This is a genomic window from Rhodococcus sp. NPDC059969, assembly GCF_042738325.1.
Classification (GTDB): Bacteria; Actinomycetota; Actinomycetes; order Mycobacteriales; family Mycobacteriaceae; genus Rhodococcus_F.
This window is the reverse complement of the sequence record NZ_JBHWUF010000003.1, coordinates 432735-454030: the sequence shown is the minus strand read 5'-3', so window position 1 is coordinate 454030 and position 21296 is coordinate 432735. Positions and strand designations below refer to the sequence as shown.

Here is a 21296-nt window from a genome sequence, read left to right as displayed (position 1 = left end):
ACGGATGCATGAACGTCTTGTCGATCGCAGCCCGGTGGTACCCGCCGATCAACTGGTAGCTCAAATGGTGCCTCCCGCAATGTTCGACGAGGTGAGTTTTGCGTCCTACATTCCTGATCCGAAGGAACCGAGCCAGGCAGCTGCCGTTGCCAAGGCCGAGGAATTCTCCAAGCGCGTCACCAAGATCCGTAGTGGTGGACGCCGTGGATTGTTCGGGAAGAAGACCCAGGCGACCGGCGCCGGCCTGTACCTCGACGGTGGATTCGGTGTCGGTAAGACGCACTTGCTGGCATCGATCTTCCACAGCGTTCCGTCGCCGAAGGCGTTCGGAACCTTCGTCGAGCTGACACACGTCGTCGGTGCTCTCGGCTTCAACAAGGCTGTCGAAGCGCTCGCCGACCACAGCGTGCTCTGCATCGACGAATTCGAGCTCGACGATCCGGGCGACACCATGCTCGTCTCCCGCCTCCTCTCGGAGCTTTCCGCGCGCGGCGTGTCCATCGTCGCGACGTCGAACACGCTTCCCGGCCAGCTCGGTGAGGGTCGCTTCGCCGCTCAGGACTTCCTGCGTGAGATCAAGAAGCTCGGCTCGATCTTCGAGACGATTCGCGTCGACGGCCCCGACTACCGTCACCGTGACCTCCCGCCCGCACCGGAGCCCATCTCGTCGGAGGAATTGGTTTCTCGGGCCGACGCCATCGACGGTGCCACGCTCGACAACTTCGACGAGCTGTGCAAGCACCTCAGCACCCTGCATCCGTCGCGGTACAACAAGCTGGTCGAGGGTGTGAAGGCCGTCTTCATCGACGGCGTCCACCCCGCAACGGATCAGTCGGTTGCACTGCGCATCGTGGTTCTCGCCGACCGCTTGTACGACGCGAGTATCCCGGTCACCGTCTCCGGCGCACGCCTCGACGAGATCTTCACTCCCGAGATGCTCGCCGGCGGGTACAAGAAGAAGTACCTGCGCGCGACCTCGCGTCTGCTCGCACTTTCTCGTTTCGAGGTCGCGGCCGGCTGATCGGCACGCCCGTCAGCTGACGGGGCGCTCCATCACGAAATCGTGGTGGAGTTGTGCGCCCACGAGGAAAGTCTTCGTGCCGACCTGGGTGAAACCGTGCTTGGTGTAGAACTTCTGGGCACGCAGATTCTCCTGATTGACACCAAGCCAGATTCCGGCACTTCCGCTGCGTCGTGCGTGGTCGACGACGGCGTCCATCAAGGATGCTGCCGCGCCGGTCCCGTGGTTACCCGGAAGCACGTACAACTTGCTCAGTTCTGTCGTCGGGCGGAGAGTCACAGCAGCTTTGACGTCCGGGTCGGAGGGCTCGTCGTCGACAAGCATCGCGTAGCCGACGATCGAACCGTCGCGAATGACCTTGAGAACGGTTCGCGTCGGATCGGTGAGGTACTCGGAGAACTTGTCGACGGAGAGAACGTTGTCGATGAAGGCGCTGATGTCGTCGTCCGACGCGTTCGGCGGACACGCCAATGGAAATGTCACCGCTGCCACGTCGGCGATTGCTTCGGAATCCCAGATTCCGGCCCGGTCAACGGTGATCGTCACGTCAGTTTCTACCTCTCGCGCACACAATTCGGTCGATCAAGTACACCACTTTGCACGGGCGCAGTGCTCACGCGGCGTTCTCGGTGACCGGACTCGTGGCTCGTTTCGGCGCGAACGCGGGAGCAAGAACTATCAAGATCGCGCAGAACGCCAGCGGAATCAGGAACCCGATTCGAAGGTCACTGAACGCAGCGACTGCGCCGACGATGCCACCACCGACCACGGTGCCGACGTAGTTGAAGAGGTTGATGCGTGCGATCACCGCGTCGACCTGATCCGGGGGAGCCATCCGGCCGGCGGCGCTGAAGCAGATCGGAGCGATCACCGGTACCCCGAGTCCGACGATGAGGAAACCGGCGATGGCAACGGCGGGAGATTGCGCGAGCACAACGACTGTCATCCCGACTACGCCGATGAGAGAGCCGATCCGCACGACGGTGGTCTCACCGAACTTGCCGACCCAGTAGTCGCCGGTCAGTCGTGCGACCAGTGCCGCGATTTGGTACGCCGCCACGGACAGGGCAGCGGTCCCGGCGTCGGCGAGCAGTTCGTCCTTGACGTAGAGAGTCGACCAGTTTCCGACGCTGAAGTCGACCGCGTAGAACAAAGCCATCGCGACGCCGAGGAGGACAAAGGCGCGGGTAGGGACGGTGAACTTCGCGGTGCTCGTGATGTTTGCATCGGCAACCGGAGACTCGGACCGATCCAGCAGTTGCGGGCCGAAGGCCAGAAGCATCAGTCCGACAACAACTCCCGCGATCACCTGCGTCACGCGGATCGAAATGTCGAGACTTGCGGTTGCCGAGATGAAGAGAGCGCCGACAATCGCTCCGACGCTCCAGGAAGCATGGAACGAGGAGAGGATGAACCGGCCCTTGGCGTGTTGGATCGAGACCGCCTGCATGTTGGCGGCCGCGTCGACCATGCCGAGTCCGATGCCGTAGATCGCCAGGAAGACGAAGAACATCGCCGCGTTGGGCGCAATACCCGTTGCCCCGCCGAAGACTGCGATGACGGCGAGTCCGGTTCGCAGAGTCATCTTGCTCGACGTCCGTACCGCCAGCATCTCGGCGAGCACGCTGCCGAGTCCGGCGATGACGGACACAGTGACAACCGCACCCACCACCAGCGTCTCGCTCAGCTCGAACAAGTCCTTGTACTGCGGAAGCTGCGTCAGAATGGCGGCGAGCAGAAATCCTTGAAGTCCGAAGGCCACCGAAGTGGCGATCCGGGCCCTCGTCAGGGTGCGGGTGTTATCCGTCATCAAGCAGGGCCTTTGTCTCGTTCGTTCGGTTAGGCCGAACGGTACTGGATCTTGATACTGGTCGAGTGTCCAACAAAGCTGCGTGTTTTGCACGGTTCTTTGATTAACTGACCGACATGACTCGGCAGCCGACACCAGAATTTCCGTCTTCCTTCGTCTGGGGAACCGCTACTGCGGCCTATCAAATCGAAGGAGCTGTGGCCGAAGACGGTCGCGGACCGTCGATCTGGGACGAGTTCTGTGACCGTCCCGGTGTAGTCGTCGGGGGCGACACCGGGACGGTCGCTGCCGATCATTATCACCGCTGGGAATCGGACATCGAACTGATGACACAGCTCGGGCTCGACGCCTATCGGCTCTCGCTGTCCTGGTCGCGAATTCTCCCCACCGGCTCGGGGACCGTGAATGCGAAAGGGCTCGACTTCTACGACCGATTGATCGATCGACTGTGTTCGGTCGGAATTACCCCCGCTGTCACGCTCTTTCACTGGGATCTGCCCCTCGCCTTGCAGGAGCAGGGCGGCTGGATGAACCGCGACACCTCGTATCGACTGGGGGAGTATGCGCAGGTCGTCGGTGAGCGACTGTCGGATCGCGTCGGAATGTGGATGCCGCTCAACGAACCGGTAGTGCACACGCTCTACGGCCATGCCCTGGGAGTTCATGCCCCGGGATTGGCCTTGGGGTTCGAGGCATTCCAGGCCGCGCATCACCAGCTGCTCGGGCACGGCCTCGCGGTCGAAGCGCTTCGTTCAACCGGGTGCACGAACATCGGAATCGCCTCCAATCATGCTCCGGTGCGGGCAGCTTCGGATTCCCCGGAAGACGTGATGGCTGCCGACATCTACGACCACGTTGTCAATTGGATGTTCGCCGACCCGGTCTTGGTCGGAAAGTACCCTGCAGACGAATTTGCGCAGCTGCTCAGCGGCCCTGTCGACGAGGACTTGAAAATCATCGGGGCGCCGCTCGACTGGTACGGGATCAATTACTACGAGCCGACGATGATTGCCGCCCCAGTGGAAGGCCAGGGGACCGAGGGCGTGCTCGAGGTCGACCTACCGCCAGGCCTGCCCTTTGCTCCTGTCGCGATAACTGGTTATCCCACAACCGATTTCGGGTGGCCGATCGTTCCGGAAGGACTGGGCGAGATCTTGCGGACGTTCCACGCGCGCTTCGGTGATGCACTGCCGCCGATCTACATCACGGAAAGCGGATGTTCTTTCCACGACTCGCCGGATGCCGCGGGGATCGTCGAGGACGAAGCACGAATCGATTATCACGACGCGCACCTTCGCGCCCTCCGGTCGGCCATCGACGACGGCGTCGACGTCCGCGGTTATTTTGTGTGGTCGCTTCTCGACAACTTCGAATGGGCCGCGGGATACAAGGAGCGATTCGGTCTGGTGCACGTCGATTTCGACACTCAGAAGCGCACACCGAAGACCTCTTTCGAGTGGTATCGGGCGTTGATCGCCGACCACAAGGCGGCTCAGGTCTGACCTGTGCGTAAGCGGTCTGGGTTGCTGTGCGGAAGCGGTCTGGGTTGCTTTATGGGACCAGGCCGCCTAGCCTCTTCTCTCATGAAGCGAATTCTCGTAGTAAGCCGCCGTAGCGGGGTCTGAATCGGACCGACCCCTCGCTGCGGGTCGTCTTGCTACCAGTTGGTCCTCCACTTCATTCCAGGAAGACCACGATCATGACTTACAACTTCGCCTTCGCTTCTGATTCTTCTTCTACGGCTGCTGATCCTTTCGCGGCGCGCCACGGAAAATCTCTGCCTGCCGGCCTGCGTGCCGAATGCTCTGCGATGTCCTGGACCGAGTTCGAGTCCACGTACGCGGCAATGAGCGGCCCGATCCGTCTGGGCGCGTGGTCATCCGAAAAGATTGCACCGGGTCGGTGGACCTTCGAAGCGACGCTCGGTCTGGGGGAGCGCATCCAGAAAGCGTCCGCCACCTCGACCGGCGCGATCTCGGCTATGACCTCGATGCTGCACGACGCGGGAATCTCGCTCGAGATCCTGTCTTTCCACCAGCACCAGATCGGTCACCGCACCGCGACGTTCATCTTCACCGAGTGCGACGGACGTCGGAGCTGGGCGATGGGTATTGCGGAGTCGTCCACGGAGTCCTCGTTGCGCGCGATGACCTCGGCAGCGAACCGCTTCTCTCACTGATCAGCTCCATCACCCTGATCAGCTACATCAACCGCAGTACTGACGCGGATTCCCTTGGGGGCTTGCGTCAGTACTGCCGTTAGTGTGTTCGCTGCTCAATGCAAAAAGCCGGAACCCTTGGGGTTCCGGCTTCTTGCATTCTCAAATGGTGCGCGATACTGGGATTGAACCAGTGACCTCTTCCGTGTCAGGGAAGCGCTCTCCCGCTGAGCTAATCGCGCGGGTTCTGGAGAAAAATGGAGCGGACGACGGGATTCGAACCCGCGACCCCAACCTTGGCAAGGTTGTGCGCTACCAGCTGCGCCACGTCCGCATGAGCAATGAACTCCGTTACCGGAACTCAGTACTTTTCTAACCTATCAGACCTGCAAGCAGACCTTGACCATCAGGCCCGAAGGCCTGACGTGGTGCGCGATACTGGGATTGAACCAGTGACCTCTTCCGTGTCAGGGAAGCGCTCTCCCGCTGAGCTAATCGCGCGAGGTGGAGACGGGAATCGAACCCGTGTGCACGGCTTTGCAGGCCGTTGCCTCACCACTCGGCCACTCCACCGTAAAAGGTTGAGTCACACCTCTCGAGCGGACGACGGGATTCGAACCCGCGACCCCAACCTTGGCAAGGTTGTGCGCTACCAGCTGCGCCACGTCCGCATCGCACCGTGTTGCTTGGGGAGCTGCTCGCTCTCCTCGGTGCGTTGGAAACATTAGCCGACCGTGTCGGATACACACAAATCACCAGCTCAGTGGCGTGTTCGGAGTCGAATCGGCCCGTCGCGCGCGTTGCAACTGTCCGTCTCGGCGATGAATTCGGTCTGAAATCAGCTCGAATTCGTAGATTTCGGGGTCGCCTGGAGCAAAACGAATGCCAACCTGGTGATTCGTATTCATCGCGCAGCCGTGTTAATGTTCCAACTCGTTCGAGCGCATGCGTTCGGATGACTTACGGTCCCGTGGCTCAGTGGGAGAGCGTCCGCTTCACACGCGGAAGGTCGCTGGTTCGATCCCAGCCGGGACCACAGAAAACATTGAAGGCGTTCCCGATCATCGGGGACGCCTTCAGTCGTTCGAGAGCACAGTCGTTCGAGAGCACAGTCGTTCGAGAGCACAGTTATTTCGGCATGCAGACCGTCGTCGCAGGTCGCCGGTCGACGATTTCGGTAGCCTGGTCGAAGAGACATTTCGCGACGGAAAAGGTGACCGACTTGAGTACCGAAAAGGTCGATTCTCCCGTCGACGATTCAGACCTGTCCGTCTTCCAAGACGCAGAGTCCCGCTGGGAGCGGTGGCGCGCTGGAATCGCCGCGCGGCCCACCCTCAATCTTGCGTACCGCATCGGCGTCGGAGTCGTGGGCGTGATCGTGCTCGCCGCGGGTGTCGTAGCTATTCCGTACCCCGGCCCCGGATGGCTCATCGTGTTCGCCGGCCTGGGGATCCTGGCGTCGGAGTTTGCCTGGGCTCATCGACTCCTTCATTTTGCGAAGGCTCGATACGACAGGTTCATGGAATGGTTCGGCAAGCAGTCGCTGTTCGTCAAAGGGTTGGGCGTTCTGTTCACCACAGTGTTCGTCCTGGCGACTTTGTGGGTGCTCGGCACCTTCGGCCTGATCGGGACATGGGTAGGGCTGGACTACTCGTGGCTCGAGTCGCCACTGTGAGCTGAACGAGGTCGGTTTCCTTCACTCGGTTGTCTCGACATGTCGGTAGGGCCGATAACATGATCGTGCGCGTGCTCGCAGTGGGTACGACGCCTGTCTTAACCTGTCGCAATACCTTAGGAGCACATCGCCGTGACAAGTCCCGCGCCAGAGCACTCAGCCGCCCCACTTCGGGTGCCCGCGGGGACGACCGCCGGGACTGCAGTGCGCGAAGCCGGATACCCCACGAAGGGGCCCGACGTGATCGTCGTCGTGCGGGACGGCGAGGGAACGCTCAAGGATCTGTCGTGGACTCCTGAGGTCGATGTCGACGTCGAGCCGGTCGCGGCATCTACCGAAGACGGTCGCAGCGTCATCCGACACTCCGCGGCCCACGTCCTCGCTCAGGCGGTCCAGAAGGAATTCCCTGATGCGAAGCTGGGCATCGGGCCGCCGATCAAAGACGGCTTCTACTACGACTTCGCGGTGGATCGTCCGTTCACTCCGGAAGATCTGACCAAGCTCGAAAAGCGCATGAAGCAGATCATCAAGGGATCGCAGCGCTTCTCGCGTCGAGTCGTCGATTCGATCGAGGACGCCCGGGTCGAGTTGGCCGACGAGCCGTTCAAGCTCGAACTCATCGACGACAAGTCCGGAATCGACGATCCCGAGATCATGGAGGTGGGTGGCAACGAGCTGACCATCTACGACAATCTCGATCCTCGTACCGGCGACAAGATCTGGTCCGATCTGTGCCGCGGTCCGCATATTCCGACCACCAAGCACATCCCGGCGTTCAAGCTGACGCGTAGCTCCGCCGCGTACTGGCGCGGAAATCAGGACAACGCCGATCTTCAGCGTGTCTACGGCACCGCGTGGGAGTCCGCCGAGGCTCAGGACGAGTACCTCGAGTTGCTCGCCGAGGCCGAGCGTCGCGATCACCGCAAGCTCGGTACCGAACTGGACCTCTTCAGCTTCCCCGACGAACTCGGCTCCGGTCTGCCGGTCTTCCATCCCAAGGGCGGCATCATCCGCACCGAGATGGAGAATTACTCCCGCAGCCGCCACATCGAGGCCGGCTACGAGTTCGTCAATACCCCGCACATCACCAAGGGCCATCTGTACGAGGTCTCCGGTCACCTCGACTGGTACCGCGACGGCATGTTCCCGGCGATGCACGTCGACGAGGAACTCAACGAGGACGGCACCGTGCGTAAGCCGGGCCAGGACTACTACCTCAAACCGATGAACTGCCCGATGCACAACCTGATCTTCCGTGCTCGCGGACGTTCGTACCGTGAATTGCCCTTGCGGCTCTTCGAGTTCGGCTCGGTCTACCGCTACGAGAAGTCCGGCGTCATCCACGGTTTGACCCGTGTGCGCGGCATGACTCAGGACGACGCTCACATCTACTGCACCCGTGAGCAGATGCGCGACGAGCTGACCACCACGCTGCAGTTCGTGCTGAACCTGCTCAAGGATTACGGCCTCGACGACTTCTACCTCGAGCTGTCGACCAAGAACCCCGACAAGTTCGTCGGTAGCGACGACGTCTGGGAAGAGGCGACCGCAACGCTCGCCGAGGTCGGCGAAGCTTCCGGCCTGACTCTGGTGCCGGACCCGGGCGGAGCCGCGTTCTACGGTCCCAAGATCTCCGTTCAGGTCAAGGACGCACTCGGCCGTACCTGGCAGATGTCGACCATTCAGCTCGACTTCAACCTGCCCGAGCGGTTCGAGCTCGAGTACACCGGCAACGACGGCGTCAAGACTCGTCCGGTCATGATCCACCGCGCTCTGTTCGGCTCGATCGAACGGTTCTTCGGCGTTCTGACCGAGCACTACGCCGGCGCTTTCCCGGCGTGGCTGGCGCCGGTGCAGGTCGTCGGAATCCCGGTGGCGGAGGCATTCGCCGATCACCTGTTCGACGTCACGAAGAAGCTCAAGGCTGCCGGTGTGCGCGCCGAGGTCGACTTCAGTGACGACCGCATGCAGAAGAAGATCCGCAACCACACCACGCAGAAGGTCCCGTTCATGCTCCTGGCGGGCGAGCGTGACGTGGAAGCCGGCGCAGTCAGTTTCCGCTTCCGCGACGGAACCCAGATCAACGGAATTCCCGTCGACGACGCCGTCCGGATCATCACCGAGTGGATCAGCCGTCGCGAGAACGCCTCGCCGACAGCCGAACTGGTGCAGCCAAGCGTGGCGCAGTGAGCGCCCCCGGTGACGAGGGACCAGGTTCGCTGATCGACCACGGCGTCGGCGACCCTGACCATTTGCAGCGCATTTGGTCGCCGCATCGGATGTCGTACATCACCGAGGCGCCCAACACTCCGGGTACGACGGGTGAGCCGTTCATCGACATCCCGAAGATGTCGGACGAAGAAGGGCTCATCGTCGCCCGCGGTGAGCATGTCTACGCGGTTCTGAACCTGTACCCGTACAACCCCGGGCATCTCATGGTGGTTCCGTATCGCAAGGTCGCGGCTCTCGAAGATCTGACGCCGGAGGAGAGCGCCGAGCTGATGGCGTTCACCCAGCGTGCGCTGCGGGTGATCAAGAGTGTGTCGAATCCTCACGGATTCAACGTCGGCCTGAATCTCGGTGCCGCTGCGGGCGGTTCGCTGTCCGAGCACCTTCACCAACACGTAGTGCCTCGCTGGGGTGGCGACGCCAACTTCATCACCGTGCTCGGTGGGGTGAAGGTGATGCCGCAACTGCTGCGGGAGACCAGGGGACTACTCGCCGGTGCCTGGCAACAATAGATCGATGCGTCCGGCTTCATGGCAGGATGCTGTGCTGCGACGAGTTCCAATCCGGAACTCACGACGGGGAGGTTTCCTGCGGTGTTGAGCTTCTTCGGACGCGAATCGGTGTCCAAGGTGACGGCACCTATGGGGAAGGCGCTGGTCAAGACCGGCCTGACGCCAGACGCGGTGACGGTGATCGGCACGGTGGCGAGTGTCGCCGGGGCGGTGACTCTGTTTCCGTCCGGACACCTGTTCTGGGGAACCATGTTCATTTGGTTCTTCGTCATGTTCGACATGCTCGACGGCGCCATGGCCCGTGCTCGCGGTGGCGGAACGCGTTACGGGGCCGTCCTGGACGCCACCTGTGATCGCGTGGCCGACGGTGCGATTTTTGCCGGCCTTGCGTGGTGGGCGGTCTACCACGAGAACAGCAAGTGGCTTCTCGTGGCGACGCTCATCTGCCTCGTCACCTCGCAGGTCATCTCGTACGCGAAGGCACGCGCCGAGGCGAGCGGGCTGACTGCCGACGGTGGTTGGATCGAGCGTCCGGACCGGCTGATCATCGTGTTGGTCGGCTCGGGCCTTACGGGCATGGGTCTACCGTGGGCAATCCACATCGCGATGTGGGTACTTGCCGCCGGAAGTATCGTCACTGTCTTCCAACGAGTGCTCGCGGTCCGCAATTCACCTGGCGCCCGGGAACTTCTGCCGATCGCCCCGGCGTCATCTACGACCGATGGTGAGTCGAACACCGACGGCGAGGCAGAGCAATGAGTTTTTCCGAGCGTGCAACCGATCTGGGATACGCCGCGGGTTGGCGTCTGGTGCGAAGCCTGCCGGAATCGGTGGCAGTCAAGCTGTTCGACGCCGGAGCGGATTTCGCGGTACGCAAGGGCGGACCCGAACAACTCAGGAAGAACCTCGCGAGAGTTCTGGGCACGACACCGGAGGAAGTCCCGGATCAGCTGATCAAGGATTCGATGCGCTCGTACGCCCGGTACTGGCGTGAGGCGTTCCGTCTACCGTCGATGGACCTGGTCGCCACCGGTAAAGCATTGCATGCGCTGGTCGAGGGCCAGGAACATCTGGAAAAGGCGATGGCGGCAGGTCATGGCGCAGTGCTGGCGCTGCCCCACAGTGGCAACTGGGACATGGCCGGCGTGTGGTGCGTTCAGCAGTGGGGTGGATTGACCTCGGTGGCCGAGCGGCTCAAACCCGAATCCCTGTACGAACGGTTCGTCGAATATCGCGAGAGTCTCGGCTTCGAGATCTTCCCGCTCAGCGGCGGAGAGCATCCTCCGTTCGTCGAACTCTCCAAGCATCTGCGTGAGAACAAGATCGTGTGCCTGTTGGGGGAGCGCGATCTGGCGAAGAAGGGTGTGCCCGTCACGTTCTTCGGAGAACCCACTCGTATGCCCGCAGGCCCGGCGAAGCTCGCGATCGACACCGGAGCGCCGCTTCTACCGGTCCACTGCTGGTTCACTCCCGACGGGTGGGGTTTCAAGATCGACCCGCCGATCGACGTTTCCGGCGGAGTCGGCCCGGCCACGCAGGCACTGGCCGACCGATTCGCGGTCAACATCGCAGCGCACCCCGCTGACTGGCACATGCTTCAGCCGCTGTGGCGCTCGGATCTCTCCGAATCGCGGCTCGCCCGCATGGAGGGTGAATGAAAATCGGCATGATCTGCCCGTACTCCTTCGACGTCCCAGGCGGGGTGCAGGCGCACGTGGTGGATCTGGCCGAGGTACTGATCGAACGCGGCCACAAGGTGAGCGTGCTTGCGCCGTCGTCCGACGACGACGAGTTGCCGGATTTTGTTGTCTCCGCTGGTAAAGCCGTCGCGATTCCCTACAACGGCTCTGTTGCACGGTTGTCCTTCGGCCCGACGGCGAACGCCCGCCTCCGCAAGTTCATCGCGGAAGGTGACTTCGACGTTCTGCACATCCACGAACCCAATGCGCCGAGTCTGTCCATGCTCGCGTTGCGTATCGCGGAAGGCCCGATCGTGGCCACCTTCCACACGTCGACCACGAAGTCGTTGGTGCTGAGCACTTTTCAGGGTGTCCTGGCCCCGTATCTCGAGAAGATCAGTGGCCGGATCGCAGTCTCGGAGTTGGCGCGTCGTTGGCAGGTCGAGTCCCTCGGATCCGACGCGGTCGAAATACCCAACGGCGTCGACGTCGCAGCGTTTGCCGAGGCCGATATGTTGCCCGGCTATCCGCGCGAGGGTGGAACCATTCTGTTCCTCGGGCGCTACGACGAACCGCGAAAGGGGATGGCCGTCCTCCTCGGTGCGCTGCCGGAGTTGGTCGAGCGTCATCCTGATCTCGAAGTGATCGTGGTCGGGCGCGGCGACGAGGAAAAACTCCGCAAAGAGGCGGGCAAGTACTTCAAGCATCTCCGACTGCTCGGGCAGGTCAGCGACGAGGAGAAAGCGTCGGCACTTCGCAGTGCGGACGTCTACTGCGCGCCCAACCTCGGCGGCGAGAGCTTCGGGATCGTGCTGGTCGAGGCCATGGCGGCCGGTACCGCCGTCGTCGCGAGTGAGTTGGACGCCTTCCGTCGGGTACTCCGCGACGGCCAGGCCGGCTTGCTGGTTCCCATCGGGAACTCCGATGCCCTGGCCGAGGCAATCGATTCCGTACTCGGCGATCCGGACCGACGCCGTGCTCTGGTCAACACCGCGACAAGTGTTGTCGCCGAATACGACTGGCCGGTGGTTGCCGAGCAGATCCTGCGTGTCTACGAGACCGTCACGGTCGGCGGCACCGGTGTTCGTGTGGTGGGGTCATGACCTTTTCCGCTCTGACGATCTTCATTCTCGGACTCGTCGCCGCCGTCGTCCTGGTCGTCGGACTGTGGGCGTACGGGACGGCGAATCGACTCGATCGGCTGCATGTGCGTTCTGATCAGTCCTGGTTGGCGCTCGATGCGGCGCTGTCCCGCCGTGCAGCGGTGGTCCGCGCGGCGGCCGTGGACATGAGCGCCGACGACGCCCGCAGATTCGTCACCTTGGCGGACGCCGCTGAACGGGCAGACCGGCAAGACCGAGAACTCGCGGAGAACCGGTTGTCCAACGCTCTAGCCGCCTACGGCACGACGTCGCTGCGACCTCAACTGGTGGCCGAGCTGGCCGACGCCGAAGCGCGGGTTCTGATCGCCAGACGGTTCCACAACGACGCGGTGCGAGACACCCTTGCACTCCGTACGCGTCGACTTGTTCGCTGGCTTCACCTCGGAGGAACGGCGCCGCTGCCTCAGTATTTCGAGATCTCCGAGCGCACCACCGCGGCCGCGGTGCCCGAGGGCATCACCGTCGATACGTCGCGGACCTCCGCGCGCGTGGTGATGCTGGACGAGGACGATCGGGTGCTGCTGCTGCGCGGGCACGATCCTCAGATCCCGAACACGTACTTCTGGTTCACCGTCGGCGGCGGGCTCGAACGCGGTGAACATCTGCGGGCCGCTGCCGTTCGTGAGATCGAGGAGGAAACCGGATTCGTCGTGGCTCCGGAGAATCTGCGAGGTCCGCTCTGGCGTCGTGTGGCGATTTTCCCGTTCGACGGTGAGCTGATCCGTTCGGAAGAGCTGTTCTTCGCGACGCGGACTCACGGCTTCGAGCCGGTCTTCCAAGGCCATACGGAATTGGAGCAGCGCGCGATTACGGGCCATCGCTGGTGCAGTGCCGACGAGATCCGCCGACTGGCCAAGTCCGGTGAGCCCGTCTACCCGTTGGATCTGGCAAACCTCCTGGTGGAAGCGGCGACGATTGCGGACGGTACCGAGGATCCGGAAGTGCGCTCCATCCGCTGATCCATTCGGCAGATCAGGTGCCGCGGCCATTTAAGGCCAGCAATGGCAAATTGGATACGGAATCGAAGGCCGGTTGGTCCTAGAGTTCTGGCCAGAGGCCTCCGTGCGAATGAACTCGTGTGTTCGCCGTGCCTCGTTTCTTTTGTCACGCCACTACTGCAGGAGTTTGCTGTGAGCACCCCCGACTCTGCCCCCACCACCGCCATCGGCACCGCACGCGTCAAGCGCGGCATGGCTGAAATGCTCAAGGGCGGTGTGATCATGGACGTTGTCACCGCTGAGCAGGCCAAGATCGCCGAAGACGCAGGCGCCGTCGCCGTCATGGCACTCGAGCGGGTCCCCGCGGACATTCGCGCACAGGGCGGCGTCTCGCGCATGAGCGACCCTGACATGATCGACAGCATCATCTCCACCGTCAGCATCCCCGTCATGGCAAAGGCACGCATCGGTCACTTCGTCGAAGCGCAGATCCTGCAGAGCCTCGGCGTCGACTACATCGACGAGTCCGAGGTCCTGACCCCGGCCGACTACGCCAACCACATCGACAAGTGGAAGTTCACCGCTCCCTTCGTCTGTGGCGCCACCAACCTCGGCGAAGCGCTGCGTCGCATCAACGAAGGTGCGGCCATGATCCGCTCGAAGGGTGAAGCCGGCACCGGGGACGTCTCCAACGCCACCACCCACATGCGCACCATCCGTGGCGAGATCCGCCGGTTGACCTCGCTGAGCGAAGACGAACTGTACGTCGCTGCCAAGGAACTGCAAGCCCCGTACGAACTTGTCGTCGAGGTCGCCAAGGCCGGCAAGCTGCCGGTCACCATGTTCACCGCCGGTGGCATCGCCACCCCGGCAGACGCTGCGATGATGATGCAGCTCGGCGCCGAGGGCGTGTTCGTCGGATCGGGCATCTTCAAGTCCGGCAACCCGAAGCAGCGCGCCGAGGCCATCGTCAAGGCCACCACGTTCTACGACGACCCGGACGTGCTCGCCAAGGTTTCGCGCGGACTCGGCGAGGCAATGGTCGGCATCAACGTCGACGACCTGCCGGTTGGACACCGCCTCGCAGAGCGCGGCTGGTGACACCAGGTTCGACGGGCTCGGGATAGTTGTGTGAGACGGCGGTGGTTGCAGATGCAGCTACCGCCGTTTTCTTTCCTCGGTTCCCGTTGCGATCTAGTCAGGTAACGGGAAGGCGATCTGCAAGCGGGTTGCTATTGTTTCCTGATGACTAGCATTCGACAGGCATGGTGGTGGCTGCTTCCGCAGTCCGTCTAATCATGTTCACGGGCTGTACGTAGCCCGTGAATGCCTTGCTCGGCATATGGATTCGTGCAGCCCCCAAAACAGGAGCTGTATCGTGGATTCTTTCGAGAGCACTCGTCGACGAAGCGCAGAACTCAATGTCGATATCGCTTCCAACCCGGAGCGATACCGCCTCATTTCGGGTGAACGACCAACCGGATCGTTGCATCTCGGACACTACTTCGGCACGATCATCGAGCGTGTCCGTCTGCAAGCACTGGGGATCGAAACGTTTGTCATTCTTGCCGACTATCAAGTGATCGCGGATCGCGACGCGATTGGGCGAGTGCGCGAGAATGTCTACAGCGCAGTAATCGATTATCTCGCCGCTGGTCTCGACCCCCATTGCTCGACGATATTCACGCACTCCGCAGTTCCAGAGTTGAATCAATTGATGCTGCCGTTCCTGAGCCTGATCACCGAGGCAGAACTGCATCGAAATCCCACTGTGAAAGCCGAACACGACGCTTCGGGAAGAGCGCTCAGTGGTTTGCTTCTGACGTATCCGGTACATCAAGCCGCGGACGTGTTGTTCTGCAAGGGCAACTTGGTGCCTGTGGGCAAGGACAACCTCCCGCATGTGGAGTTGACGAGAGTTATTGCGCGCCGTTTCAACGATCGTTATGGTCGCGTATTCCCGGAGCCACAAGCCTTGCTGACTTCTGCTCCGGAAGTACCAGGTATCGATGGAAGGAAAATGTCGAAGAGTTATGGCAACGCGATCTCACTGTCGATGACGGCCGACCAGACAGTGAAGATAATCCGGAAGGCGCCGACCGACTCTGAACGGACGATCACTTTCGACCGCGCCAACCGTCCGGGGATATCTGCACTACTGACCACAGCGGCGCTGTGCCTGGGCAGGGACGAAGAGTCCCTTGCAGCTGAAGTTGGGAATGGTGGTGCTCGAGCGCTCAAGGAGCTCACCGCTACCGCGGTCAACGAATATTTCGCCGGCCACCGAATCCGTCGAAACGAGATCGCGGCCGATCCTGGGTTTGTTCACGGTGTCGTGAGAGCTGGTAATACCCGTGCCAGCGAGTTCGCGCGCCGAACCCTCGACGAGGTCCGGCGCGCGATGGGAACTACGTACTGATTGTTGGTCTTCAGACTTCGGAGACCTCGAACACGAATTCCACCTCGACGGCACTGTTGCGGGGGAGTTCTGCGACGCCGATCGCGGAGCGGGCGTGTTGTCCTGCGGTACCGAAGATCTCGGCCAGCAGGTCGGACGCACCGTTGATCACCTGGGGTTGCTGGGAGAATCCGGATCCGGAAGCAACAAATCCAACGACCTTGACGACGCGAACGATGCGGTCGAGCCCGACCAGGGCGTCGACGGCCGCGAGTCCGTTGAGAGTGCACAGCCGCGCCGCCTGAGCGGCGTCTTCGACGGAGACACCTTCACCCAACTTGCCGATGCACGTCGTGGTGCCGTCGACGAGCGGCAATTGCCCCGATGTGTAGACGTATGCCCCCGTGCGAACGGCGGGGAGGTAGGAGCCTGCCGGGGTAGCGACCGGCGGGAGCGTCAGGTCGAGTGCGGCAAGTCGTGCGGTCCAGGTACTGGCGTCGTTCATCGAGTTCCTCAATGGATTCTTTTGTCTGGGAATGATGTTCGAGTCTGTCATCGGGAGTCTCGGCAAGTCCAAGTCGTATTTGTGCCCACCCCATCACTTTTGGTGATACTCACTGCCGTCGGATTAGTCATGCTCGAAGGCACGGACTCCGTCACGGGGGAAACCTTCCATCGATTGATCGGTGGCGGTATCGAGTTCGGTGAGACGGCCGAGGCAGCGCTGCGACGCGAGTTCGCGGAGGAACTAGGCGTCACGTTGGGAAGCGTCGAGTTGCTCGAGGTCGTCGAGAATATCTTCGAGCCACATCTACCCGGCCGAAGTCTCCCGCATTGTCAACGCTCTGGTTCAGTAGGGGAATCCGTTGCCGGAACAAGAGTGGCCGCAAGGGTTGCTCCGCAACGATTTTCGGTCAAACGGAATTCTTCGGACTGATTTCCGGAAACTGTAGAAGTTCGAACATAGTTTCGAATATTGTGGAGGAATGTTTGATAACGGAGCAGGAAGTTCGGGTACCGCAGCGCAGCTGTTCGGTGCTGAATCCGACTGCGCCCTCATCGATCTCATTGCCGAACTGCATGCGCGCGAGTCGATGCTCGTGGAACGGAAACTCGCTGCCGTTGCCGAGTTTTTCGAGCGTCGCAGCGCTGAACACTCCGATGCCGGCGCGTGGTCGTCCACCGCGCACGAACTAGCTGAGGCCGAGCTCGGCGCAGCGTTGACCATGGGCCGTGCCGCGGCGGGAAAGTTGATCGGCCTCGGCTTTTCTCTGAAGACTCGACTCCATCGCACGCGTGCCGCTATGGCACGCGGAGAACTGGATTTGTATCGAGTCGGATTGATCGACTCCGCTACAGCCAACGTCGATGACGATTTGATAGACGAGGTGGAACGCCAACTCCTCGAGAAGATTTCAGCACCACCAATGCATGGCGGTACCGGGTTGACCGGCCGCCGATTGACGGCGGCCATCGACCGAATCGTCGCCGTGGTGGATCCGGAGGGGATGCGGGAGCGTCGACGCCGCGCCCTGGCTGACCGATTCGTAGGCGTGAGCGCCGCAGAAGACGGAATGGCGCGGATCTTGGGGAGTATTCCGGCGGAGGACGCACGGGCTTTCGACGGTCGGTTGCGGGAGTTGGCGATGTCGGTGTGCCGACACGATTCCCGTAAATACGAGCAGCGACGAGCCGACGCCTTGGGAGCGTTGGTAGCTGGGTCGACAATTCTGCCGTGCGACTGTGGCCGGGCCGACTGCCCACAAGACCGCAGCGGGATTGTTGTGGTGCGTCGGCCGTTAGTGCACGTGGTCATGGTGGAATCCGCGCTCCAGGGCGGTGACTCGCCAGGTACAGACGAACCCGCTCACCTCGACGGATACGGAGTGATCAGTGCAGAGCATGCGCGTGACATCGCCGCGGGTGCGTTGATTCGGAATGTGAAGGTACCAGCCGATGCGGCGCTCGAGTCTGCCGATGAGGGCGAGCCAGTACCTTCGCCTGTAGTTCCGTCGCCTGTAGTTCCTTCGGCGATGGTGTACCGCCCGGGCGCTGTCCTCGACACGTGGGTGAGGGTGATATCGGGTAGCTGTCAGTGGTTGCACTGCGATGTCGCGGCATGGAATTCCGATCTCGATCACACCGAACCTTTCGATCATCGCGATCCAGCACGTGGTGGAAAGACCGTGGCCTCGAACTTGAGTGCCTATTGTCGAAATCATCACCGCCTCAAGCATTCCGGTCAGTGGGTGCACACCTCGAATCCGGACCGGAGCGTCACGCTGACCTCGGCGACCGGACATTGTTACCGAACTCGGCCGTCAGGTCTGCTCGCAGGAATGCTCGAGCCTGTACTGCCCGAGGGCGGTCGGCGTCGACGTACGCGTTTGGAGAACAAGGCGGCCCGCGTGCGGGGTGAACGCCGGCGCCAGCGGATACGGATGCACCTGCGGATGAAGAAGAAGGTCCAGAGGAGGACCGTCGATCGAGGAGACGATCTACCGCCGTTCTGAGTAGATGCGCCCCGTCGCTCAGTGTTTTCGGGTGCCCAGTTTTCGGATGCCCACTTTGGTGGCCGGGGCTGCATCAGGCATTGTGTGAAGGTCGGTAGACGTCGGTACACGGGAAGATGTGGAGCATCGATGGCGAGGATCGAAGAAATTCTGGAGTTGGAACGCCTCGAGCGTGACATCTTCCGAGGAATCATCGCGGAAACCACCCTGACCCGTACTTTCGGCGGCCAGGTCGCCGGCCAGGCATTGGTGTCGGCAGTACGAACGGTCGATCCGGCCTATTCAGTTCATTCGTTGCACGGATACTTCCTGCGTCCGGGAAATCCGATGGAACCGACCGTCTTCCTGGTGGATCGTGTTCGCGACGGACGATCGTTCGCGACTCGCCTGGTCACCGGAATCCAAGACGGACAAGCCATTTTCACGATGTCTGCATCCTTCCACGTCCAGGACGAAGGCATCGAGCACCAGGACGAGATGCCGCCCGTCCCTGACCCTGAAACGCTGGCCATCGCCCAGGATTCGGAGGACCCCGAGACCGCATGGTTGGCTCGCGAGTGGTCCGACTGGGACCTGCGAATGGTGCCGAAGGCAGACATCAACAAACGTCCGGGCGCTGCCGCACAGCAGCAAGTGTGGTTCCGTTCCCGCGAGGCGCTCCCGGACGACCCGGTATTTCACGTCTGCACGCTCGCATACATGAGCGACATGACGTTGCTCGGCTCTTCTCGCGGCCCCCACATGGATGTCGCCATGCAAAGCGCGTCGCTCGATCACGCGATGTGGTTCCTGCGGCCGTTCCGGGCCGACGAGTGGCTGTTGTACGACCAGACGTCGCCTTCGGCGGGCTTCGGCCGGGCACTGACGCAGGGGCGCATCTTCGACAGCCGAGGAAACATGGTTGCCGCGGTCGTCCAGGAAGGCCTGACCAGGCTCTATCGCCCGAAGTGAGATCAACCGCAGTGAAGTCAACCGCCGTGAAATCAAACGCGGCGAGACCGCACCGCAGGCCGGGGCGGATGGTCGTACCTGACCTCGAAATCGACCTCCTCGGACACCGCTGAGCGGTGCGCGAGGAGTGCGTCGACTGTCCACAGGTCCGCCTCCGGTGTGTGCCTCCGCATGGCAGCTTCGCTCATGTCCAGGTGGACGGTGACGTCGAACTCCAGTCCGCGCCCGAGCAACATCGGACCGGCGATCACGATGACCGCGCGCTCGTGGACAGGGATACGGCTCGAGCGAGCCGAGCGATCAGTGGTTTCGTCCCAGAGTTTCGGCAACAGCGTTCGTTTGGTGCGGGCCGCGGTGATCACTTCACGATCGAGTGCCGGGTAGTCGAACCAGATAGTGCGGTAACTCAGCGCATCCTCGTGGCCGAACTCGTATCGCAGCGACGCCGGCCGCACGTAGTCGTGCAGTGATACAACGGCACTCGGCCTGCTGTGCGACTCGACTGCAACCCCGACCAGTTCCGCGAGCCGCGACGGTTGCGCACAATCCGGTCCGTCGATCGCTACTACCACCACCGATGGAAATGATCCGCTCAGCGTTGCGATCTGCTCGGCCAGAGCGAGGGGAGTGGACGGGATGAATGTACTCACGCCCACCATGGTGCCGTGCCCGCTCGCCAAGGCGATATTGTGAACCGTCATCGCGCCTAGTGCGGCGGTCTGTGTAGGCGGTCAAAGTTTCCGGAGGACTCATGGTTGGTATCGAGGAGATCCTCGCGCTCGAACACCTGGAGAAGGACATCTTCCGCGGTGCGGTCCATCCCACTGCACTTCAACGGACGTTCGGCGGGCAGGTTGCCGGGCAGTCGTTGGTTTCTGCCGTGAGCACCGTCGACGAGAGCTACCACGTGCATTCGTTGCACGGATACTTCCTGCGCCCGGGCAACCCGAAGATTCCGACGGTTTACCTGGTCGACCGGATTCGCGACGGGCGTTCGTTCTGCACGCGTCGGGTCAATGCAGTCCAGGACGGTAAGACGATCTTCACGATGTCGGCCTCGTTCCACGTCGACGACGAAGGCATCGAGCACCAGGATCGGATGCCCTCCGTTCCGGCGCCGGAGGACTTGCCGGATGCGCAGACTGTTCCGAAGTTGGCTGAATCGCAGTTCTATCAGGAGTGGAAGAACTGGGACATCAGAATTGTGCCCGCTGAGCAGAGCGCGTCAGCGCCGGATCTCGCCGCGCAACAACGCGTGTGGATGCGCTACCGCGAGGCTCTGCCGGATCGTCCGCTGCTGCACATCTGCACCCTCGCGTACCTCAGTGACATGACTTTGCTCGGAACTTCCAAAGTCCCGCACCGGGGCGTGAAGACGCAAACGGCTTCGCTCGATCACGCGATGTGGTTCCTACGGCCCTTCCGAGCCGACGAATGGTTGCTCTACGACCAGACCTCACCGTCGGCAGGTTTCGGTCGCGCGCTCACTCAGGGGCGTATCTACGATCGCGATGGCAACATGGTGGCAGCTGTGGTTCAGGAGGGTTTGACGCGGCTGGAACGCGAACCCGACAGCAGTGAGAACAAGAACAGCAGTGCGAACAAGGACAGCCGTGAGAACAAGACAGGAACTGTGTGATGACTCGTCCGTTGATCGGTGTTCTCGCCCTGCAAGGTGATGTTCGCGAACACCTTGCCGCACTCGATGATTCGGGAGCGGACGCAGTCGGTATCCGGCGACCCGAGGAACTCGACAAGGTCGACGGCATCGTGATCCCGGGTGGCGAATCCACCACCATGAGCCGGCTTCTGCAGGTTTTCGAGCTGCTGGAACCGCTTCGTGATCGACTTCGCGGCGGGCTGCCGGCTTACGGATCCTGTGCAGGCATGATTCTGCTCGCCAGCGAGGTACTCGACACCCGGCCGGACGCCGAACATCTCGGCGCTATCGACATGACGGTGCGCCGCAACGCTTTCGGTCGTCAGGTCGATTCCTTCGAGTCCGACCTGGAGTTCGAGGGAATCATCGGTGATCCCATCCGCGCAGTCTTCATCCGCGCACCGTGGGTCGAGCGGGTCGGTCCGGGTGTGGAGGTGCTTGCGCAGGTTCCCGCCGCGGCGGGGGAGGCCGCGGGTCGCATCGTCGCGGTTCGGCAGGGCTCGGTGATCGCCACTTCGTTCCATCCCGAGGTCACCGGGGACCGTCGAGTCCACGAGATGTTCGTCGATCTGGTGCGCGGCTAGGGCGC

21 protein-coding genes and 6 tRNA genes are annotated in these 21296 nt (G+C 62.0%); 18 read left to right on the top strand and 9 right to left on the bottom strand.

The window, feature by feature from the left end:
• Nucleotides 1-4: 4 nt before the first annotated feature.
• Nucleotides 5-1021 carry a cell division protein ZapE gene (gene zapE, locus ACFWAD_RS13645; protein WP_003942629.1) on the top strand — a complete coding sequence of 339 codons (1017 nt, stop codon included), beginning with the start codon at nt 5-7 and terminating at the stop codon, nt 1019-1021.
• Nucleotides 1022-1033: 12 nt separating this feature from the next.
• Here the strand turns inward: zapE and ACFWAD_RS13640 are convergent, their stop codons facing one another.
• A complete protein-coding gene (locus ACFWAD_RS13640; protein WP_378533307.1) occupies nt 1034-1567 on the bottom strand; it encodes a GNAT family N-acetyltransferase in 534 nt (177 codons plus the stop codon).
• A gap of 67 nt (nt 1568-1634) precedes the next feature.
• Nucleotides 1635-2831 (bottom strand): MFS transporter, encoded by a 1197-nt coding sequence (locus ACFWAD_RS13635; protein WP_378533305.1) that lies wholly within the window; start codon nt 2829-2831, stop codon nt 1635-1637.
• A gap of 116 nt (nt 2832-2947) precedes the next feature.
• Between ACFWAD_RS13635 and ACFWAD_RS13630 the strand changes: the two genes are divergently transcribed.
• Nucleotides 2948-4333, top strand: coding sequence for a GH1 family beta-glucosidase (locus tag ACFWAD_RS13630; RefSeq protein WP_378533303.1), 1386 nt, complete (start codon nt 2948-2950; stop codon nt 4331-4333).
• Nucleotides 4334-4530: 197 nt separating this feature from the next.
• Nucleotides 4531-5010, top strand: a complete 480-nt coding sequence (locus ACFWAD_RS13625; protein WP_166809520.1) for an alpha-isopropylmalate synthase regulatory domain-containing protein — start codon at nt 4531-4533, stop codon at nt 5008-5010.
• Between the two features lie 146 nt (nt 5011-5156).
• Here the strand turns inward: ACFWAD_RS13625 and ACFWAD_RS13620 are convergent.
• The 5 genes from ACFWAD_RS13620 to ACFWAD_RS13600 form a co-directional block, all read right to left on the bottom strand.
• Nucleotides 5157-5231: transfer RNA gene (locus tag ACFWAD_RS13620), tRNA-Val, on the bottom strand.
• Between the two features lie 16 nt (nt 5232-5247).
• Nucleotides 5248-5323, bottom strand: a tRNA-Gly gene (locus ACFWAD_RS13615).
• 92 nt (nt 5324-5415) lie between these two features.
• Nucleotides 5416-5490: transfer RNA gene (locus ACFWAD_RS13610), tRNA-Val, on the bottom strand.
• A gap of 1 nt (nt 5491) precedes the next feature.
• Nucleotides 5492-5562: transfer RNA gene (locus ACFWAD_RS13605), tRNA-Cys, on the bottom strand.
• 25 nt (nt 5563-5587) lie between these two features.
• Nucleotides 5588-5660 (bottom strand) — tRNA-Gly (locus ACFWAD_RS13600).
• A gap of 293 nt (nt 5661-5953) precedes the next feature.
• Between ACFWAD_RS13600 and ACFWAD_RS13595 the strand changes: the two genes are divergently transcribed.
• The 10 genes from ACFWAD_RS13595 (at nt 5954) to trpS (ending at nt 15604) form a co-directional block, all read left to right on the top strand.
• Nucleotides 5954-6025, top strand: a tRNA-Val gene (locus tag ACFWAD_RS13595).
• A 186-nt stretch (nt 6026-6211) separates the two neighbouring features.
• Nucleotides 6212-6664 (top strand): TIGR02611 family protein, encoded by a 453-nt coding sequence (locus tag ACFWAD_RS13590; protein ID WP_378544557.1) that lies wholly within the window; start codon nt 6212-6214, stop codon nt 6662-6664.
• 132 nt (nt 6665-6796) lie between these two features.
• Nucleotides 6797-8854, top strand: coding sequence for a threonine--tRNA ligase (gene thrS / locus ACFWAD_RS13585; protein ID WP_378544554.1), 2058 nt, complete (start codon nt 6797-6799; stop codon nt 8852-8854).
• Nucleotides 8851-9405, top strand: coding sequence for an HIT domain-containing protein (locus ACFWAD_RS13580; RefSeq protein WP_264614478.1), 555 nt, complete (start codon nt 8851-8853; stop codon nt 9403-9405). The genes thrS and ACFWAD_RS13580 overlap by 4 nt, the downstream gene beginning before the upstream one ends.
• Before the next feature lie 81 nt (nt 9406-9486).
• Nucleotides 9487-10164: a phosphatidylinositol phosphate synthase gene (pgsA, locus tag ACFWAD_RS13575; RefSeq protein WP_378533297.1), complete on the top strand. Its 678-nt coding sequence runs from the start codon at nt 9487-9489 to the stop codon at nt 10162-10164.
• Nucleotides 10161-11063, top strand: a complete 903-nt coding sequence (locus tag ACFWAD_RS13570; RefSeq protein ID WP_378533295.1) for a phosphatidylinositol mannoside acyltransferase — start codon at nt 10161-10163, stop codon at nt 11061-11063. The genes pgsA and ACFWAD_RS13570 overlap by 4 nt, the downstream gene beginning before the upstream one ends.
• Entirely contained in the window at nt 11060-12187 is a 1128-nt protein-coding gene (locus ACFWAD_RS13565) for a glycosyltransferase family 4 protein (RefSeq protein WP_378533293.1), read from the top strand. Before ACFWAD_RS13570 ends, ACFWAD_RS13565 begins: the two co-directional genes overlap by 4 nt.
• The gene (locus ACFWAD_RS13560; RefSeq protein ID WP_378445867.1) at nt 12184-13206 is read left to right on the top strand and encodes an NUDIX domain-containing protein; all 1023 of its coding nucleotides are present in this window, start codon (nt 12184-12186) and stop codon (nt 13204-13206) included. Before ACFWAD_RS13565 ends, ACFWAD_RS13560 begins: the two co-directional genes overlap by 4 nt.
• 171 nt (nt 13207-13377) lie before the next feature.
• Nucleotides 13378-14286 (top strand): pyridoxal 5'-phosphate synthase lyase subunit PdxS, encoded by a 909-nt coding sequence (gene pdxS / locus ACFWAD_RS13555; RefSeq protein ID WP_003943338.1) that lies wholly within the window; start codon nt 13378-13380, stop codon nt 14284-14286.
• A gap of 277 nt (nt 14287-14563) precedes the next feature.
• Nucleotides 14564-15604: a tryptophan--tRNA ligase gene (gene trpS / locus ACFWAD_RS13550; RefSeq protein ID WP_378544550.1), complete on the top strand. Its 1041-nt coding sequence runs from the start codon at nt 14564-14566 to the stop codon at nt 15602-15604.
• Nucleotides 15605-15614: 10 nt separating this feature from the next.
• On the opposite strand, the gene ACFWAD_RS13545 is transcribed toward trpS, so the two are convergent.
• Entirely contained in the window at nt 15615-16088 is a 474-nt protein-coding gene (locus ACFWAD_RS13545) for a RidA family protein (protein ID WP_378544547.1), read from the bottom strand.
• Nucleotides 16089-16217: 129 nt separating this feature from the next.
• Between ACFWAD_RS13545 and ACFWAD_RS13540 the strand changes: the two genes are divergently transcribed.
• From ACFWAD_RS13540 to ACFWAD_RS13530, 3 genes are all read left to right on the top strand, one after another.
• The gene (locus ACFWAD_RS13540) at nt 16218-16520 is read left to right on the top strand and encodes an NUDIX domain-containing protein (RefSeq protein ID WP_378544544.1); all 303 of its coding nucleotides are present in this window, start codon (nt 16218-16220) and stop codon (nt 16518-16520) included.
• Between the two features lie 49 nt (nt 16521-16569).
• Nucleotides 16570-18096 (top strand): DUF222 domain-containing protein, encoded by a 1527-nt coding sequence (locus ACFWAD_RS13535; protein WP_378544541.1) that lies wholly within the window; start codon nt 16570-16572, stop codon nt 18094-18096.
• 129 nt (nt 18097-18225) lie between these two features.
• On the top strand, nt 18226-19047 hold the full coding sequence (locus tag ACFWAD_RS13530) for an acyl-CoA thioesterase II (protein WP_019748291.1): 822 nt from the start codon (nt 18226-18228) through the stop codon (nt 19045-19047).
• Between the two features lie 32 nt (nt 19048-19079).
• On the opposite strand, the gene ACFWAD_RS13525 is transcribed toward ACFWAD_RS13530, so the two are convergent.
• The gene (locus tag ACFWAD_RS13525) at nt 19080-19748 is read right to left on the bottom strand and encodes a hypothetical protein (RefSeq protein WP_378544538.1); all 669 of its coding nucleotides are present in this window, start codon (nt 19746-19748) and stop codon (nt 19080-19082) included.
• Between the two features lie 50 nt (nt 19749-19798).
• Here ACFWAD_RS13525 and tesB point away from each other — a divergent pair, with 50 nt between their 5' ends.
• Nucleotides 19799-20686 (top strand): acyl-CoA thioesterase II, encoded by an 888-nt coding sequence (gene tesB / locus ACFWAD_RS13520; RefSeq protein WP_378544535.1) that lies wholly within the window; start codon nt 19799-19801, stop codon nt 20684-20686.
• Nucleotides 20686-21291, top strand: coding sequence for a pyridoxal 5'-phosphate synthase glutaminase subunit PdxT (gene pdxT / locus ACFWAD_RS13515; RefSeq protein ID WP_317552997.1), 606 nt, complete (start codon nt 20686-20688; stop codon nt 21289-21291). Before tesB ends, pdxT begins: the two co-directional genes overlap by 1 nt.
• Nucleotides 21292-21296 lie beyond the last annotated feature (5 nt).